Annotated in this window: 22 protein-coding genes and 1 tRNA gene; 15 read left to right on the forward strand and 8 right to left on the reverse strand. The window is 41.0% G+C overall.

Annotation, left to right across the window (positions count from 1 at the left end; all coding sequences use genetic code 11):
* On the forward strand, window positions 1-251 hold a 251-nt coding region (locus tag CCS90_RS15030), incomplete at its 5' end, for a hypothetical protein (RefSeq protein WP_211336972.1).
* 99 nt (window positions 252-350) lie between these two features.
* Here CCS90_RS15030 and CCS90_RS00165 read toward each other — a convergent pair.
* From CCS90_RS00165 to CCS90_RS00195, 7 genes are all read right to left on the reverse strand, one after another.
* A complete protein-coding gene (locus tag CCS90_RS00165) occupies window positions 351-914 on the reverse strand; it encodes a YjaZ family protein (protein ID WP_211336970.1) in 564 nt (187 codons plus the stop codon).
* Window positions 915-1,385: 471 nt separating this feature from the next.
* A complete protein-coding gene (locus CCS90_RS00170; RefSeq protein ID WP_099017492.1) occupies window positions 1,386-1,784 on the reverse strand; it encodes a hypothetical protein in 399 nt (132 codons plus the stop codon).
* Complete coding sequence (locus CCS90_RS00175; RefSeq protein ID WP_099017493.1) at window positions 1,781-2,005, reverse strand: hypothetical protein; 225 nt, start codon at window positions 2,003-2,005, stop codon at window positions 1,781-1,783. The genes CCS90_RS00170 and CCS90_RS00175 overlap by 4 nt, the downstream gene beginning before the upstream one ends.
* A gap of 3 nt (window positions 2,006-2,008) precedes the next feature.
* Entirely contained in the window at window positions 2,009-2,329 is a 321-nt protein-coding gene (locus CCS90_RS00180) for a hypothetical protein (RefSeq protein ID WP_099017494.1), read from the reverse strand.
* A complete protein-coding gene (locus tag CCS90_RS00185; protein WP_099017495.1) occupies window positions 2,319-2,519 on the reverse strand; it encodes a helix-turn-helix transcriptional regulator in 201 nt (66 codons plus the stop codon). The genes CCS90_RS00180 and CCS90_RS00185 overlap by 11 nt, the downstream gene beginning before the upstream one ends.
* A 475-nt stretch (window positions 2,520-2,994) precedes the next feature.
* Window positions 2,995-4,224, reverse strand: coding sequence for a tyrosine-type recombinase/integrase (locus CCS90_RS00190; RefSeq protein ID WP_099017496.1), 1,230 nt, complete (start codon window positions 4,222-4,224; stop codon window positions 2,995-2,997).
* Window positions 4,225-4,409: 185 nt separating this feature from the next.
* Window positions 4,410-4,485: transfer RNA gene (locus tag CCS90_RS00195), tRNA-Thr, on the reverse strand.
* A gap of 164 nt (window positions 4,486-4,649) precedes the next feature.
* Between CCS90_RS00195 and CCS90_RS00200 the strand changes: the two genes are divergently transcribed.
* The 13 genes from CCS90_RS00200 to CCS90_RS00260 all read left to right on the forward strand — a co-directional run bounded on the left by CCS90_RS00200 (window position 4,650) and on the right by CCS90_RS00260 (window position 15,927).
* Window positions 4,650-5,402, forward strand: coding sequence for an FAD-binding oxidoreductase (locus CCS90_RS00200; protein ID WP_099017497.1), 753 nt, complete (start codon window positions 4,650-4,652; stop codon window positions 5,400-5,402).
* A gap of 119 nt (window positions 5,403-5,521) precedes the next feature.
* Window positions 5,522-6,955, forward strand: a complete 1,434-nt coding sequence (locus tag CCS90_RS00205) for an alpha/beta hydrolase (RefSeq protein ID WP_099017498.1) — start codon at window positions 5,522-5,524, stop codon at window positions 6,953-6,955.
* Window positions 6,952-7,680, forward strand: a complete 729-nt coding sequence (locus CCS90_RS00210) for an ABC transporter ATP-binding protein (protein WP_099017499.1) — start codon at window positions 6,952-6,954, stop codon at window positions 7,678-7,680. The genes CCS90_RS00205 and CCS90_RS00210 overlap by 4 nt, the downstream gene beginning before the upstream one ends.
* Complete coding sequence (locus CCS90_RS00215) at window positions 7,677-8,864, forward strand: ABC transporter permease (RefSeq protein WP_099017500.1); 1,188 nt, start codon at window positions 7,677-7,679, stop codon at window positions 8,862-8,864. Before CCS90_RS00210 ends, CCS90_RS00215 begins: the two co-directional genes overlap by 4 nt.
* 2 nt (window positions 8,865-8,866) lie before the next feature.
* Entirely contained in the window at window positions 8,867-9,400 is a 534-nt protein-coding gene (locus tag CCS90_RS00220) for a DUF4124 domain-containing protein (protein ID WP_099017501.1), read from the forward strand.
* A gap of 45 nt (window positions 9,401-9,445) precedes the next feature.
* Window positions 9,446-9,952, forward strand: coding sequence for a hypothetical protein (locus CCS90_RS00225; RefSeq protein ID WP_099017502.1), 507 nt, complete (start codon window positions 9,446-9,448; stop codon window positions 9,950-9,952).
* A gap of 175 nt (window positions 9,953-10,127) precedes the next feature.
* Window positions 10,128-11,834 (forward strand): proline--tRNA ligase, encoded by a 1,707-nt coding sequence (locus CCS90_RS00230; protein ID WP_099017503.1) that lies wholly within the window; start codon window positions 10,128-10,130, stop codon window positions 11,832-11,834.
* Window positions 11,831-12,415 carry a class I SAM-dependent methyltransferase gene (locus CCS90_RS00235; RefSeq protein ID WP_099017504.1) on the forward strand — a complete coding sequence of 195 codons (585 nt, stop codon included), beginning with the start codon at window positions 11,831-11,833 and terminating at the stop codon, window positions 12,413-12,415. Before CCS90_RS00230 ends, CCS90_RS00235 begins: the two co-directional genes overlap by 4 nt.
* 36 nt (window positions 12,416-12,451) lie before the next feature.
* Entirely contained in the window at window positions 12,452-13,174 is a 723-nt protein-coding gene (locus CCS90_RS00240) for an aspartate/glutamate racemase family protein (RefSeq protein WP_099017505.1), read from the forward strand.
* 163 nt (window positions 13,175-13,337) lie between these two features.
* Window positions 13,338-14,009 (forward strand): hypothetical protein, encoded by a 672-nt coding sequence (locus CCS90_RS00245; protein ID WP_099017506.1) that lies wholly within the window; start codon window positions 13,338-13,340, stop codon window positions 14,007-14,009.
* 93 nt (window positions 14,010-14,102) lie between these two features.
* The gene (locus CCS90_RS00250) at window positions 14,103-14,993 is read left to right on the forward strand and encodes a hypothetical protein (RefSeq protein WP_099017507.1); all 891 of its coding nucleotides are present in this window, start codon (window positions 14,103-14,105) and stop codon (window positions 14,991-14,993) included.
* Window positions 14,994-15,005: 12 nt separating this feature from the next.
* Window positions 15,006-15,536, forward strand: coding sequence for an RNA polymerase sigma factor (locus CCS90_RS00255; RefSeq protein WP_099017508.1), 531 nt, complete (start codon window positions 15,006-15,008; stop codon window positions 15,534-15,536).
* A 1-nt stretch (window position 15,537) separates the two neighbouring features.
* Window positions 15,538-15,927, forward strand: a complete 390-nt coding sequence (locus CCS90_RS00260; protein WP_099017509.1) for a hypothetical protein — start codon at window positions 15,538-15,540, stop codon at window positions 15,925-15,927.
* A 45-nt stretch (window positions 15,928-15,972) separates the two neighbouring features.
* Here the strand turns inward: CCS90_RS00260 and CCS90_RS00265 are convergent, their stop codons facing one another.
* Window positions 15,973-17,835 carry an ABC-F family ATP-binding cassette domain-containing protein gene (locus tag CCS90_RS00265; RefSeq protein ID WP_099017510.1) on the reverse strand — a complete coding sequence of 621 codons (1,863 nt, stop codon included), beginning with the start codon at window positions 17,833-17,835 and terminating at the stop codon, window positions 15,973-15,975.
* Window positions 17,836-17,912: 77 nt separating this feature from the next.
* On the opposite strand from CCS90_RS00265, the gene CCS90_RS00270 reads away from it, so the two are divergent.
* Entirely contained in the window at window positions 17,913-18,128 is a 216-nt protein-coding gene (locus CCS90_RS00270) for a hypothetical protein (RefSeq protein WP_099017511.1), read from the forward strand.
* The last annotated feature ends 191 nt before the right edge of the window (window positions 18,129-18,319 follow it).

Genomic DNA, 18,319 nt, shown 5'->3' on the forward strand with positions numbered 1-18,319 from the left:
CATTAAGGGACACAGGGAATGGCAATTATCAGTACAACGGTACGGCCAAAGAAACCGGTGCCGAATACAAAATGAATCAGCGCACCATAAATCACAAAATTACACTAAATCATATTGAATCAAATCGACTTGTTTATTCTGGCTACATGGACACTACTAGAGGCGGAATACTTTCGGGCAATGCTAGCATGATTAAATCGGCAATGAAAAAATTATCAAAAGTCTTTAAAAAGCTAGAACTTATTAAGTAACTGTTAAACTATAATCATTTACAACTTTGACTAGTCATTTTATATATGTATGGAAACTAATTATATCCAACTATTCAGTAAATCGTTACTGTGTGACAGTTAAAAGCCAGGGGATGGCAACTTTTTACCTATCGCAAGATTGAAGCAAATAAACCAAAAATTAACTTTTTTAATTTTCCCTTTTGAGCCTGGATGAACGTTTAATGGATATGCACTTTCAATGTGAAGTCTTAGTTTATTCTGTGACCTAAAGGCCTTAAAAACTACTTGATAATATCTAAGATTACCGTTTGCATCTTCATATTCACATGTACAGTACTTCCCATAATGCCCATGATAACAGAACTTTTCGGGCAAGTTTTCAATAATTTCTGGCAACATAAGCGACAACTCATATCTATCTATATCAAATAATCTAACGTCATTTGGCTTAACAGAATATAAATCATTTGGATCTACTAAGTCCTGTTGTTTTACACCCTCTGTAAATACATGATGTGAGAATGTAATAAAAAATTTATATTTTGCACCGGTTTCCCTTCGATTGTACGTGATTTTTTTTGCATTTAGATGCTCAAATGTATATTCAACACCTTTGTATTGAAATGGCAACCAGTATTGATATTCTTGGTCTGATAATGAAAAAAATCTATTAGAAGGCAAATGAAATCCTTTTAGCTATGTGCAGAAATAACAAAGGCTCCAACTAGGGAGCCTTCGCTGAGTAATAAATCACTCAGTATTCAGATCACCATTACCGGACATCGCCTCGACTCCATAAAGAGTTGTGTGGTGGCGTGTAACAACACGTCTGCAAACACCATAGACGTATTATATGTAATCATAAAGATTATTTCAACTAAATTTAAAATGCTGTTAATTTATTTTGGTGGCTACCCTAGAGAGTCAATGCAATCAACTCTTTAGGGTATAGTAGGCTTCAAATGTTATTATGGTAATTCCAGCACCTACAACCACGCTGGAAATTAGTTAAAATCATTTACTCTTATATATATCTTTTCTTTTCCCATCTAATCATTTCAACTCACTCTATAGCACCATCTAATAAAAGGTGCTTAAAAACGTTGGTATATTTAACTTTGGGCTTGATAACAATAAGTGAAAAATGGCAAATCATAAAGGCTTCAACTTAACAATCTTTGACGTTCTAAGCGGTAAAGGTATTTCATTTTGTTCAAAGTCATGGGTGCGGTCTTTAACAACTGCAAGCAATACCAAACCTTTCAACTTTGATAGTGGAAACCTGTCCATTCTTGAAAAGTCATGAGTTGGAAAAATCGAAAACCAAAACCGTGCAAATTCCTGTGTTTTCTTAACAGAGAAACCGCCTTTTTTATTGAACTTCTTTAATTGAAAATACTTAGTTAAAATCGCGTTCTGATGCTCTGTAAGCTGTGCAATTGTAAATTGTAGCAATAAGGTAGGCCGTCCGAACTTAGACTCAAAGCGGTGGCCAAAATAGGCCACCTCATAATCACCTTCTTTAACATGTGGCTCAAAATCCCATCTCATGACAAACCGCCTTGATTGATTTTTTTTAAGGCTGTAGCATGATCCTTGAAATGACCGTTTATAAAAAGCACGTTTGCAAAATAACCAACATCATCCGATTGATAACTGGTTATATACCCACTTCCAACATCAAAAACCAACTCAAGCGAACCTGAACCCAACCAGCGCCACAACTTAACATCTGGCGCAATGTCCATAACCAAACTTCTTGTTTCTTGCATATATCACCCTTTAACCGTTTGATATGGTCTAACTGGCCATAATGGACAACCATTAATTTCACAATTCCTTATTGCATCAGTTGGTTTAGGGTCAAAACCACAACCTATACAATCAAAACATTTAGCATTTATTGCCAATCTTAAACTAGTGGGCTTTTCGAGTGCTTTTTCAATTGGTGTTTTCTTGGTTGAAAAACCCTTCGTGTAGGGTGTTTCTATCTGCTCTCTTTTAAAAGTAGCACCATTGTATGCGTTTGACCTAGTTGAGTTTAAAAACAAGCTGTCACGCCCACTTTTATGAACAATTTTTTGATTATCTATCACTACGAACCTCCATACAATTATCAATAAATTGCTGAACGTCCTCTCTTTTATAACCAACGGCCATTTGTGAAAGTTTGATTTTTTTTAATTTTCCAGCTTTGACCAAACGGTCTAAAGTGGATTGTGAAATGCCTAAAATATTGATAACTTCATTGTTACGCAATATTGACAATTGACTTTTATCACTCATATTTTGCACCTTTAAAAGTGTAATTAAATATCGCAACTTCAAAAAAAACTGCGCCTTTAAACAGCAAAACTAAAGATTATGAACAAGATGACATGCAACCTTGAGAATGACAAAAACACTATTATTCTCTTTACATTTAACACTCAATGGTTAATATTGTGAATGCTTACTGTAAACTTCTTGTTTATTGTATGTAATAAATTTTGGATCGAAAACTGAAATTTAAAAACAACTTGGTCGTGAATTATTTTGATGTGGTAGTTAAATTAATTCACGGCCATTTCTTTAATTTGCTATTAAGATTTACAAGCAGAATAAAACTAACTTCTACTTACTTTAAATCAAAGCATTTCGCTCTGACTTCCCTCAATATACTATAACTTCTCACTGCAAATCCATTCAAAATTGCTAACTTTTATTTTTTCAAAAAAAAGTGTACCAAAAATTTTTATCTAGTAGCTATTCAACGACATCGTTATTTAATTTTCTTATGGCCTATTGGAACAATATTAGAACCATCTGCCCTATCAACAAAATCGGCATATTCTTGCATCATGATTGTTCTGTCATGAATGAATTCAGCACGGTTGTATCGCTTCTCTGTTTTGTTTTTTATCTGATGGCTCATTTGCTTTTCTACATGCCGTCTATCAAAACCCAATTCATTCAATATGGTTGTGGCAAGGTGTCTAAAACCGTGAACGGTATGCTTTCCACGATAACCCATTCGATACAAAGCATAAAGCATGGCGTTCTCACTGAATGGCTGTGTGTCTGGCCTGTGTCGTGAAGCAAAAACAAATGGATAATGACCCGTGTATGGATGTAAGTCCTTTAATACCTGAATAGTTTGTTTAGATAACGGCACGATATGATCTCGACCCATTTTCATGCGTTTAGCTGGTATCAACCATTGTCTGTGATCAAAGTTAATTTCATCCCATCGAGCAAACCTTATTTCACTGGTTCTTAGGAAGGTATAAAGGGCAATCAATAACCCTGCTTTGGTTGTCGGCTCCATTGATGTGGTTCTGATGGCTTTAACCAATGCAGGCAATTCTTTAACGTCTATACTGTTAAAACTTTTATCTGATTCATTATCCTTCAAAAGCAACTCTTGACCCTCGCATGGGTTTGTTTTAATCAATTGCTTAACTTTGGCATAAATGAAAATGCCGTTGCATCTTTGACGTACCTTTTTCAGTATTTCATAAGAACCACGATTTTCAATTGTCTTTAGAACCTCGGTTAATTTTATTGAATCAATTTTATTGATTGCCGTGTCACCAATAAACGGGAAAACATTTGACTCAAGTGATTTTAGAACGTCCTTTGTATAATCTGGCTTCCAAGCATTGCTTTTTAATTCAAGCCACTCAAGAGCAACTTTCTTGAAAGTGTTTCTTATTTGCTTGGTGGTGGCGTTGTTTGTCTTCTTTCTTTCAGCTGATGGGTCAACTTCATTGGCAAGTTGGCTTCGTATCTCAGCAACTTTCAATCTTGCATCAGTGAGTGCAACATGTGGAAAAACACCTAATCCAAGGGTTTTTTGGATTTTATTAAAGGTGTAATTAACTCGAAAATATTTAGAACCGTTCGGATGAACCAAGACAAACAGACCTTTTGTGTCGGTGTCATGCACCTTGTAAGGTTTGTCTTTTATAGATAAATTCTCAATAACCTTGTGGTTTAGCTTTTTTTTCATAACTTGGTACAAATCAATAAAACACCATCATCGAACTGATGTACCAATTAATGTACCACTTTAATTCATGGGTTGTAAAGAAGTTTTATGACGCCTAATGACGACATAGATTGGGCGTAAACAGCTATATATGGGGGCTTTTTTGGTATGGATGATGCTTTTTGAAGTGTTTTGAATGAAAGAAATGGTGCCGACACCAAGAGTCGAACTCGGGACCTACTGATTACAAGTCAGTTGCTCTACCAACTGAGCTATGTCGGCACTTAAATTTCCGCCTCGTCAGAAACGAGGATGCGAAGTATAGACAAAAACATTTGATTGTTCAACTTTTTTTTAATCAATCGATTGTCAACAGGAATGGGCGTTTGTCTTCTCATTTGGGGCAAATCTTGCGATAATGTGATTTTGACCTCAAGACAACTGACATGACCCCACTTAAATTAACCATGCAAGGCGTTGAATCTTTGAATGATTCTACGGTAAACATCACTTTCAATATCGAGTCCGAACAGCCCTTTGTGGTGATTGCTGGACAGTTTTTAAGGCTTCATTTTACCCAAAATGATGGGATTGAAACATTCCGAAGCTATTCCATTGCCAATATTTTTCCTGAAGAAAAGAGTGTCTTGTCTCAAGTTGAAATTGCGGTTTCCTGGGTTCCTGGTGGATTAGCCACAGAGAAACTGTCAAACATGGCGGTGGGCGAACAGATGGAAGCCACCGGTCCCTATGGTCGTTTTTGTTTATTACCGGATCGACACGAAAGGTATTTTTTGATTGCCACTGGAACAGGGGTTACACCCTATCGAGCCATGCTGAAAGAAATCGAGTTAAGGTTACAAGCGGGTTCTGAGTTTTATGTGGTAATGGGCGCACAAAAGGAATCAGGCTTATTGTATGAGTCAGACTTTGTGAATCTAGACAAGCAATATGAAAATTTTCATTACGTGCCTTGTTTATCTCGTGAGTCCAGACCAAACCCAGGTCCCAATGACCAATCAGGCTATGTACAAAATTATTTGGCTGGACATCAATTTGATGCTGAGAATGACATCGCCTACCTGTGTGGCAACCCCAATATGGTTGATGATGCATTTGCCTTGTTGAAAGAAAAAGGGTTGCCAGTGCCATTGATTAAACGTGAAAAATACATCAGCCCTGCCACCAAGAAAAAATAATCATGACAAGTTCTCATGACCACAATAAATTGTGTGCACGCCACTATATGACCATTGGGACATGATTACTTCATGACATTTTAATTATAATCATTTACGTTAAACAGCAAAAATCTCTTATGAAAAAACTCTTAATCACATGGGTGACTTGGTTAACTGTCGCCAATGTTCAAGCACTTGAATTAGAACCATGCTTTATTGGAGCCATTGGTTCAGGCGTCAGCACTGCTGCAGAATGCGGCCAGTTAACGGTCCCTGAAAACCGACAAAACCCCGATAAAACCATTGATTTGAATTTGGCCGTTATTCGTTCAACGTCAAATGAAAAGTTAAATGATCCTTTGTTATTATTGGCAGGAGGACCCGGCCAAGGCGCGGTTGATACTTTTGCCGGCATTGTGAAAATATTTGATGCCATGCTGCCATTAAGGGACATTGTTTTGGTTGACCAAAGGGGAACCGGCAAATCCAATCCGCTGCGCTGTGAAATTGACCCCGATGAATACGAAGCTTTGAGTGACATGGATTCAGATGCTTGGAAAGACTGGACCAAGAAATGTCACCAAGGATTGGATGCCGACACCCGTTATTACACCACTACAGAAGCCATCAACGACCTTGAAGCCGTGCGTGAAGCTTTGGAGATTGAACAGTGGAACTTATATGGGGGCTCTTATGGCACCAGAAAAGCACTGACCTACATGAAAATGTTTCCTGATTCCATTCGCTCCGTAATTTTAGATGCCTCGGTTCCTCAAGAACAGGCATTGGGTGTCGAACATGAAACCAATTTACGCAATACTTTACAGCAAATTTTTGCCTTGTGTGAAGCGGATGAAGCCTGCCAAACTGCTTTTGGTGACGCTGAACAGCAATTATGGAAATTCCTGGATCAGTTGAAAGAAGCGCCGATTAATTTGCGCATTCAAAATTCGAGTACAGGCACATTTGAAGATGTGCTGATGACTCGTGAGTACGCAGTGATTGCTATGCGCATGTTTGCCTATTCACCTGAAACCATGGGACTGATTCCATTGATGGTTTCTTTGGCCAATCATGGACAACCGGAAACCATGGCGGCGCAAGCTCAAATGGTGATGAACAGTTTAAATGAAGGCTTGAACAATGCCTTGGAAATTTCAGTTTCGTGTGCAGAAGACGTTCCGTTTATGCCCAAAACAAGCAACACCACGAACTCATTATTTGGTGACGAATTATTTGAGTTGATGCATGCCAGGTGCGAGTTGTGGGATTCAATTGCTGTTGATCCATCATTCAAGGAACCCGTGGTTTCTGACATTCCTACCTTATTGTTGTCTGGAGAATATGACCCAGTCACACCACCGAAAAACGCAGAACAAATCATGCAAACACTCAGCAATGCACAACACCTGGTGGCCAAAGGCCAAGGTCACATTGTCGGTACTCGTGGCTGCATGCCAAAAATTGTGACGGCATTTATTAAAGATCCAAGCAAAGAACTCGAAACAGAATGTATGAATGATTTCAGAGATTTTTCATTTTTCATTAACATGAATGGGCCAAAAGAATGATTACAGTACAAAACATCAGCAAATCCTTTGGCGAAGTCCAAGCGGTAAAAGACGTCAGTTTGGTCGCTGAAGATGGCCAAATCACTGCACTTTTGGGTGCCAATGGTGCAGGAAAAACCACTTCAATGCGCATGATTTATGCCCTGATCACCCCTGAAACCGGTGTGGTCACAGTTGATGGCATCAATTCCACCGAAAACCCCATTGCTGCCAGAGGCCGAATGGGCGTTTTACCCGATGCACGGGGGATATACAAAAGATTAACTGCACGTGAAAACATGGCCTATTTCGGTCGCCTACAAGGGATGAGTGAAGCGGACATCAAAACCCGTTCTGAAGAATTAATCGCACGACTTGGCATGGAAAAGTTTGCCGATCGCCAAACAGATGGTTTTTCCCAAGGGCAAAGGGTCAAAGTGGCCATCGCACGTGCCATCATTCATGACCCACAAAACATCCTGTTGGATGAACCCACCAATGGTTTAGATGTCATGAGTACCCGTGCCATTCGCGCTTTTTTAAGGGACGAGAAAGCCCGCGGTAAATGCATCTTATTTTCATCGCATGTGATGCAGGAAGTTTCTGCTGTTTGCGACGTCATTACTGTGGTCGATGCTGGCATCATTCGGGCCACTGGCACCGAACAAGAACTGTTGGCAATGACTGATGAGAACAATTTAGAAGATGCCTTTGTGAATTTAGTGACTCAAGGAGAAGTGAAATGATCAGCAACGTATTCAAAGTGGTCTTCCTCAAAGAGGTGACAGAAAACCTAAGAGACAAGCGAACCATCATGTCTTCTTTGGTCATGAGTGCTGTATTTGGTCCACTGTTCATGCTTGGACTGATTCACATGATGACCAACATCAGTAAAGGCAAAGCCGAAGAACAACTAGAACTTCCGGTCATCAATATGGAAGGTGCACAGAACTTAGAGAAACATTTGCTCAGTCAAGGTGTGAAAATATTGACCCTGGGTGAGAAGTCACCTGAACAGAGCATCTTGGACAAAGACCATGATGTTATTTTAGAAATTGACGAGAGCTATGCTGATTCATTCACTCAAGGACAACCGGCCAAAGTCAAATTGTATTTTGACGGTTCGGCCAAAGGCTCCACCAATATATCAGTAAGAAAAGCCAGGTCCATCATCAATGGCTACTCTTCCAGCATTGGTGCCATCAGGCTCCAGCTGCGCGGCGTCTCTCCCAGTATCATGAAAGCCGTCAGTATTGAAAATCATGACCAAGCATCGGTTCAATCCAAAGGTGCGCAGTTTATGAACTTCTTGCCATACTTTTTGATCATTATTTTGTTTTCTGGAAGCATGTATTTGGCCATCGATACCACGGCTGGAGAAAAAGAAAGGAAATCACTAGAACCTTTGTTCCTCAACCCTGTCAGCAGAAAAGAAATTTTAGCGGGCAAGTTGGCAGCCACCATCACTTTTGGGGTGATCACTTTAATCCTCAGCATCATCGTATTTAAGCTAACCATTCCTTTTTACCCGATGAAAGCAATGGGGATCAGCCTAGAATTGGGATTCTCAAAACTCATTACCATGGTTTTGGTTTTGATGCCGTTGGCCGTTGTGGCCGGTGCCATCCAAACCATCATTGCCTCATTCAGTAAGTCATTCAAGGAAGCACAAACCTATGTCGGCCTGCTGATATTGATCCCAATGGTGCCGAGCATGGTGTTGATGTTTTTATCGATCAAAGAAAAACTTTGGATGATGGCCATTCCCATTTTGAATCAAAATTTAATCATCAATCAAATCATCAGAGGCGAAGAACCAGGTCTTGCTGCCATTTTGGTCACTGTTTTTGGAACACTATTCTTTGGCTTGATACTTGCATCGATTGCAGTGAGGTTGTATAACAAAGAAAGTATGTTATTTGCGGATTGATTATGAACAAACATGGTTTAATATTGGGCTTACTGGTTGTTGCAACTTGGGCACAAGCTGCCGAAGAGAAAAAAACGATATATAAATACACCGATGAAAAGGGTGTCACCCATTACTCTGAAACCAAGCCAAACGAAAACTACAAGGAAGCTGACTTACCTCAGCTTTCTGTCGTTCCCTCAACCCCGATAAAAAACACTGCCAGCAGCAGTTCCAGTACCGAAGCAGTTGATCCTTCGGTGGTCACTGAATTTGAAATCCTGTCTCCAAGCAATGAACAAAACATTTGGGGCAGTGGCAATAAATTAACTGCCACGGTGACCGGTTTAACTGAGGCGCAACAAGAAATTTATACCATTCAGTTTTCAATCGATGGGGAAAAACAAAAACCCTCTGATCAACGCACCCAAACTTTTCAGAACATTCACCGAGGTGAACACACTGTACAAGCCTTCCTATTGAATAAATTCACTTTAAAACAAGTCAGAAAAACCAACACAGTCACTTTTTACATGCATCAACATTCAATTAAATAGTCAATACAGTCATTAACCACCTTATTGAATGAAAGTTGAAACCATATGACTGAAATCTTACTGGGCTTGTTAATTGGCTTGCTGCTGACGCATGCTTTGCGGTTAAAGTCCTGGGTAGTCAGCATGACTTTGTTGTTACTGACCAGCTCCGTATTGGCGGCTGAATTGACAGCTGTTCATGCCGTTATGCCTTTTGTTTCTGTTTTATTGTTACTGGCTGTAAACGTTCTTCTCAACCAAAATCAATTTGCCTTCGGCGACCTGTTGGCACTGAATTTATTGCTGTTGTTTCATGTGATAGCTGGCTACGTCAGCCCACACAGCATCCTGATAATAATCAGTCTTTTTGCTTTGGTCTATACAAGCATTCGAATCATCAGAAAACAAGCATGGCTCAATGCACTGTTGCTGTTGTTGATGGTGTTGTGGAGCTTGCTGGTAGAACCCGCTTTTTGGCATTTCATGGCTTACGCTTTCTGGATATTGCTGTTATTCAAACAACAACACCAATTGATCAGTGACCAACAATTCACATCTCAAGCCAAAGGGTAGTTAAACCTGGTTTAACTTGTCACAGCGTCTAGGCAATGTCCTCAACTCCAATAATTAAACATGTCAGTTTTAAATAGTGCCATAGAATAAATGGCAACATTGAAAGCAACATTTACTGAAGCAGACGGTGAGATTATCAGTTAAAATATCGCTACTTTAATAAAAAAATAAGCCCATGAGAACCACAGCTTTTCATTTAGTCACCCGCAAGGAAACCCCACAAGACGCTGAGATCATTTCTCACCAACTGATGATCAGAACTGGTATGATCCGAAAACTAGGAGCCGGACTGTATACTTGGGCACCCTTGGGCTTAAAAGTTTTACAAAAAATTGAAAACATCATCCGCGAAGAAATGAATGCAGCCGGCGCATTGGAAATGTTAATGCCAGCGGTTCAACCAAAAGAATTGTGGCAAGAAACCGGACGCATTGAAGATTTTGGCGGACAACTATTGGCCATTCATGACCGTGCTGAAAGGGACTACTTTTTTGGCCCAACCCATGAAGAAGTGATCACAGATTTCGTGCGCAATGAAGTCAATTCATACAAACAACTGCCCATTAATTTCTATCAAATTCAAACCAAGTTCAGAGATGAAATCAGGCCTCGATTTGGGGTGATGCGCTCACGAGAATTCATCATGAAAGACGCGTATTCATTTCACTTGAATCACGAGTCACTGGTAGAAACTTATGAAAAAATGAAACTAGCGTATACCAACATCATCAGCCGCATAGGCTTGGATTTTAGGTGTGTATTGGCAGATTCAGGTGCCATTGGTGGCTCTGGATCACAAGAATTTCATGTCATCGCGGACTCTGGCGAAGACGCCATCATGTATTCAGAAACCGGAGAATATGCTGCCAATTTAGAAAAATGTGAAGCCGTAGGTTTGCTTGACAGTCGAGCAGCAGCCACGGCTGAAATCGAAAAAATCCATACCCCGGAACAAAAAACCATAGATTCTGTTGCTGCCTTTTTGCAGGTGGACAAAACCCAAACAATCAAAACTTTGTTGGTTGCAGGCGTTGATGAACCAGTTGCATTGGTGGTGCGTGGTGACCACAGTTTGAATGAAGTCAAAGCAAATAACCTGGCCAGTGTTGCATCGCCTTTGAGGATGCTAGATGATGATGAAATCAAAGCCGTTGCCGGCTGTGATGCAGGTTCGATCGGCGTAAAAGGGTTCAAAGGTCATGTGGTGGTTGACCGCACGGTTGCTAATATGAGCGACTTTATTTGTGGCGCCAACGAAAACGACTACCATTTCACAGGTGTCAATTGGGACCGAGATGCGTCATTTGATGAAATACAAGACATTCGAGATGCACAAGTTGGTGATCCCAGTCCTGATGGTGTTGGTACATTAAATGTCGCCAGAGGTATTGAGGTGGGTCATATATTTCAATTGGGCAACAAATATTCTAAAGCCATGAATGCTGTGGTATTGAATGAGCAAGGCAAATCACAAGCCATGGAAATGGGCTGTTATGGTATGGGCGTAACCCGCATGGTTGCCGCTGCCATAGAACAAAACCACGATGACAAAGGCATCATTTGGCCAGCCAATATTGCACCCTTTGCAGTGGCTATTTTGCCCATGAATTACCAAAAATCTGAACGGGTGCGTAGAACAGCAGATGAACTGTATGAATCTTTAACTTCACAAGGCATTGAAGTCATTTTGGATGACAGGAAAGTCAGGCCCGGTTTTATGATGTCGGATTTTGAGTTGTTGGGCATTCCTCACCAAGTCATCATAGGCGACCGTGCTTTGGATGAAAATGAAGTGGAGTATCGCAACCGCACAGACATGGAATCAATCAGAGTAAGCCGTGATACAATCAATGACTTCTTAGCCGAACAAATCAAGGCATGACTAAAAAAGTAACAAACTCATTGAAGGACTCCGCCTTGTTTTTAAAACATGCCTTGAAATCCCCGATGCAGGTTGCTTACTTCATGCCCTCATCCCCCTGGCTGATTGATCAAATAGCCAAATGCGCCCATTTGCACGACGCCAAACACATCATGGAACTGGGCCCTGGAACCGGAGGAACCACCAAAGGCATCCTCAAATACATGCAAGATGATGCCCAATTAATCAGTGTGGAGATCAATCAGAAATTCATTGATCATATAGAAAAAACCATAGACGACAAACGCCTTTCCATGAACAACAAAGGCGCTCAAAACCTGGTTGAAATCATGGATGAATATGACTGGGAATCTGCTGATGTCATCATTTCAGGCATCCCATTCACCACCTTGCCTAAAGGCATGGACAAAGCCATCATGCAATCGATATATGATGCACTCAAACCAGGTGGTATTTTCTTGGCCTATCAGTTGAGAGACCATGTCAGCAAATTGGCTCAACCACTTTTTGGTGATTACACCTTTAAAAAAATCGAATTCAAAAACATCCCACCGATGCGAATCTATACTTGGATGAAGTGATTTGTTTGCTTTGACCCTTTCCACACAAGCATACAGATGAAAACCATTGGTCTATTGGGTGGCATGAGCTGGGAAAGTACTCAGGTTTATTATCGACAATTGAACCAACTCATCAACCAACAACTGGGTGGTTTGCATTCTGCTGAATTGGTTTTGGTGAATGTCGATTTCGAGCCAATAGAAAAACTGATGGTCCAAGGCGAATGGGCTCAAATTGCTGATATTCTGATCAAACATTGTTTACAAATTCAAGCCGCTGGTGCTGACTTCCTGCTGATTGCCACCAACACCATGCATCAATTGTGCCAGCCCATCGAACAAGCCCTTGACATTCCTTTGCTGCACATAGCCGATGCGGTTGGACAAGACATCAGTTTACAGAACAAACAAAAAGTGGGCTTATTGGGCACTGAATTCACCATGGAGCAGGCGTTTTATCATGAACGCTTGTCGACTCAATTTGGCATTGAAACAATCACCCCAAACCAGGTTGATCGAACAACCATCAACCAAATCATCTTCAAAGAATTGTGCCAAGGCATTTTCAGTGAATCAGCCAAACAATGTTACTTGGCAATCATTGACAAATTGGCCGCGCAAGGCGCCGAAGCCGTGGTATTGGCATGTACTGAAATCGGCTTGCTGATCAATCAAACAGACAGCAAAGTACCCTTGATAGATGCCACTGAAAGTCACATCAGAAAAGCCGTCCAATTGGCCACAACAGACCAGACCAGCATTAATACATTTTCAATGTAATTGAAATTTTGTGACTGGTTCAATGGCCAGCAAAACGGGGTGGCGGCCATGCTGTCTTGGTTTTATGTTTGTATTTTCTGTTAACCTTCAATACGCGGTGAACCCTTTAATTTAATAACCACATGGGTGTTCCCAAACCACTCTTTTTGGTTAAAATTCAGCCATGAACTATTTTTTCAGAGAACTCAAAGAGCTGTATATGGCATGGCTTGCGATGCTGACCTTTTACGCCTACCCCAAATGGCTGGTCAACCGCACCCAGCAACACCACAATGCCATTGAATTTTCCATGCAAAATGTGAAGAAATCGATTGCCTTGATGGTCATCATCATCACGGTATTGTCCTTGATATTTTCAACTTTTGAGTTTGTTCAGGACAACGAGAAACCAGGAGAAATTTTTGCGGTGCTGTTGGTTCATGGTGCCATATCGTCTCTCATCGTGGCATTGCTTGCTTGGTTGGGCTTAAAAAACCGGCATCAGGTTGGTTTATTGATTGGCTGGTTTATATTGGTTTATTGGATCCCATTATGGCTATGGAATATGGTGTTCGAAATTCATGTTGGATTCTCAGTTGAACACAACACCCATTTGTTTTTGCAACTGGCTCATGACGAATCGTTGCTTGATTGGCACATGTATTTTCTTGGCATTATTTGGGTTCATGCCACGGCCGTTGCTGTCTATGGGATACGCCACTTGCTCAATGTCAATTCCAGGTACTTGAGCTTTTTGGTCTTGTTGTCATCCATCTTGTACCTGTGTTCTTTTTTGTTGTTGCATCGCACGCATAAAACGGTGGAAGTCATCTACTTAATATTTGGCATGGGTTAATGACATAAACTGAACATTAATTTTCATAATTTGTAACCTTTGGCAGTTACCAAGCCTATAAGTTTTCATATCTAATAGTTACAGGAGCCAATTATGAAGCACACATTACTCACAATCACCTTTTTAATCACCTTGTCCTTTACCAGCCAAGCCGTTTCTTATGACAAAGCCAATTGGTACGTCAGCGTAGATGTAAGCCAAGTCCGCAGTAAAATCATTCCCTTATTACCACAAGCAAAAAGTGCCCGCATTCAATTTTCAATCAACAAACATTTGCCACCTGAAGTTCAACAAATCAGTCTTTATGGCCACAGTGAGGTTGAAGATGACCTCTCTCTGGTTATCAATGGTGACTTTGCCACATTCGAACTCAACAACTATATCAACAACCTGATGTACTTGGTTCCAGCCGAAGAAGACATCACTGTGGCCCTGTTTGACACCCATAAATACCAAGGCAGCCTCATTGAACAGTATAAAGTCGCGGATGACGATGAATCCAAAGCTTTCTACAGCGCCAAAATAAACAGTGACTTGATTGTGGTTAGTTTAGAGCAAGAAGAAATTAAAAACTGGATCGATCAGAAGTACAACAGTCACGAGTTGAAAAATTCTGGGCTGGTATCGGTGTTGGTTAACATTGAATCTGCCATGGCACACATGGGTGCTGATTTAAGCAGCAACAGGCAATCATTCAATTCAGCGATGTTCCAAAAAATAACTCAATTTTCTGCCAGCGTATTCGAATCAAGCGAGCACTTAGCCATCGATGCGGCGCTGAGTACCGCCGATGAAGCCACCGCCAAGCAACTTGAACAGGTTCTCAATGGACTGATTGCAATGAATGCCTTGTCGAATTTAGACCAAGACAAGCCGTTAATGTCTGCATTGATGTCTAACTTATCCATCAGTAACCAGGGCAATGCGCTGTTAGTTTCAAGTCAATTCGCACTCAGTTTAATACCTGAAATCAATCTGGATTGATGCGCCCATCGCATGAACGAACAACAACTCATCAGTAAAGCTCAACAAGGAGCCACCGATTGTTTTACCCAATTGGTGGCTTGCTACCAAGCACGACTATACAGTTATTTGCTGGCTCGTTGTCAAAACAGTTATGATGCCGATGATGTGCTACAAGAAACTTTTTTCAGTGCCTATAAATACCTGAAAACTTACGACGCCCAATGGCAATTCAGTACTTGGTTATTCACCATTGCCAGACGCATCTTAAGCAATCTAAAAACGATATACCATGTAGCCATTGATGCCATCTCAGGTCATGAGTGCGTCAGCGAAATAGATCCCTATGTGCTAGACCGCAACAACATCTGGAACATCATCAAACAGGATTTATCACCCAACTGTTATGATGTTTTGTGGTTTTTCTATATGGAACAAGCCAGCATCAAAGAAATTGCCCACATCATGAATCAATCGGAATCATGGGTGAAAACCAATTTACATCGCAGTAAAATGAAACTCAGTAACAACTCAGCACTTGAGCTGATGTTAGCCAAAGAATGACATGAAAAAGCAATTAGAAACACAATTACGGAATGACGGACAACACATCAGAATGCTGGCCCAAGATCGATTGGCAACGCTTGATTTGAATCAGAAAATTCTGGATGGCATTGATGCCAAGAAAAACCCCGCAAACAGCAAGCGAATCAAATATTTAAGTTTGGCTGCGGTGCTTTGTTTGTCTGTTTTGTTGGGATCATTGATACAGGAACATGGTCCAAAAAATCAAGTCACCCCGACAAGTCAACTCAAAATCAGCGCCTCACTGAACCAAAAAATCAAACAAATTCCAGCATCCATTGAACAAAACATCAATCAACCGCTGCAAGATGAACAACAAGCCATCATCAGTGATTTAAAAGCCTTGAAACAACAGTTGTTGTCTATTTGAATAGGTGGTCACAAAAACACATGGCCGTTGAATAACGACTTTGATTCAATCTTCTAATTGTTCACTGAGTTCCAACCACTCGGCTTCATAGTCATCTAATTCGCTTTTGAGTTTTTGCGATCGATTCATGCATTGTTGTAAGTCAAGGGCATTTTCAGGCAGGTACATTTCATCAGAACCAAGTTGAGCTGTGACATCGACCAGTTTTTGAGTGTGCTGATCGATCAGCTTTTCTAGTTTTTGCAACCTGTTCTTGGCCGCTTTATTGGCTTTGTGGTCTTGTTTTTTGTTGATGGGAACGATGTTGTTTTCTTGGTTTTCTTCGGCTTCGGCCTGTTTGATTTGGGCTTTGATAAAACCCTGATACTCATCCAAGTCTCCATCAAAAGGATGGATTTGTCCTCGATCGATATAAACCATTTCATCAATCACCGAATTCAACATGTGCTTGTCATGTGAGACCAAAATCACCGCACCTTCATAACTCTGCAAAGCAAAACTGATGGCATCCCGCATGTTTAAATCCAAGTGATTGGTCGGTTCATCCAGTAACAACAAATCAGGTTTCTGGTAAACAATCAAAGCCAAAGCCAAACGGGCTTTTTCGCCACCGGAGAATGGCGCAATCGGTGAATCGGCCTTTTCACCTTGAAAACCAAAACCACCGAGGAAATTTTTAATGCTTTGTTCGGTGGCATCTTTATCCAGCTGAATCACATGTTCGATACAACTGCTGTTCAGGTCCAGTTGTTCTAATTGGTGCTGGGCAAAATAACCGATGTGCAGGTCTTTGGCCGTTTTCAGCACCCCTTTTTGTAATTCTTTTTCACCTGACATGGCCTTAATCAAAGTCGATTTACCGGCTCCATTGCGTCCCAACAAGCCAATCCGCGCACCCGCCGTGACAGAGAAATTCAAATCTTTGAATATTTTATGTTCACCATAAGCAATATCAGCATGTTCCAATTCGACAATTTGATGGCGTAAATTTTGACAAGGATAAAATTCAAAATGAAATGGGTTTTCAACTTGTGCAGCAGCGATGGTGTCCATCCTTTCCAATGCTTTCAAGCGACTCTGTGCCTGTTTGGCTTTACTGGCTTTGTAACGGAAACGATCCACATAAGACTGCATGTGAGCGATGTGCTTTTGTTGTTTTTCAAACATCGCTTGTTGTAATGCCAGTCGCTCCATGCGGGTTTTCTCAAAAGCCGAATAGTTACCGGTATACAAAGTCAGTTTTTCATGCTCAATGTGCAAAATGTGTTTCACCACGCCATCCAAGAAATCTCGATCATGGGAAATCAACACCAACGTCCCTTCATATCGTTTCAACCAATCTTGTAACCAAACCACCGCTTCTAAATCCAAGTGATTGGTCGGCTCATCCAACAACAATAAATCTGATGGGCACATCAAAGCTTGCGCCAGATTCAATCGCATACGCCAACCACCAGAGAACGATTTAACCGACTTGAGCTCTTCACCTACAGCAAAGCCCAAACCGTGTAACAAGCGCCCTGCTTTGGCGTGAGCGGCATAACCGCCAATGCTTTCCATTTCTGCATACAGCTCGCCTAACTTTTCATGTTGTTCAGCTTCTGTGGCTGTAGCCATTTTTTGTTCAACTTGACGAAACACCACATCACCATCTAGCACATAATCCAGTGCCGATTGTTCCAAGGCGGGTGTTTCTTGTTTGACATGAGCGATTTGCCAATGTTTTGGCACACTACAATCACCTTGGTCAGCATGCAGTTGATTCATCAATAATGCGAACAAGCTTGATTTGCCAGTACCATTGGCACCCGTCAAACCGACTTTCTGTCCAGGATGAATGCTCAAACTCGCTTCTTCAAACAGTATTTTGTGCCCGCGGCGCAGCGATAAATTGGTCAATTGAATCATAGCGCGACATTCTGGCTGAGCCTTGCAAGAAAATCAATTATAATCATGGCTTAGCCACAAAAGAGCTTAAGAAAATCATGATTGAAGAAAAAATAATCGGCCTGTTGTTTGTGGTCTTGGCTCTGTTTATCCTGATGGCTGTGTTTTTCTACAAATTAATGCGCCAAACAGAACAGATGAATCAATCACTCAAAGACATCGCCCAATCACAACGCATCCTGGCCAACAACCCCAAAAACTTCGAAGAAACCAAAAAGGCCAATGCGATCAAAAACAAGTCGCCTTATGATTGAATGAATAATTCAGTTGACTTAGCTCATCACTGACAACCCAAACTACCTGCTGTCATCCTGAGTGCAGCGAAGCGAAATCGAAAGGTTCATCCCTGACAACCCAAACTAGCTACTGTCATCCTATGTGCAGCGAAGCGAAACCGAAGGATTCACCCCTGACAACCCAAATTACCTACTGTCATCCTGAGTGC

Origin of the sequence: Marinicella litoralis, assembly GCF_002591915.1 — a bacterium.
In the GTDB taxonomy this organism is placed as follows: domain Bacteria; phylum Pseudomonadota; class Gammaproteobacteria; order Xanthomonadales; family Marinicellaceae; genus Marinicella; species Marinicella litoralis.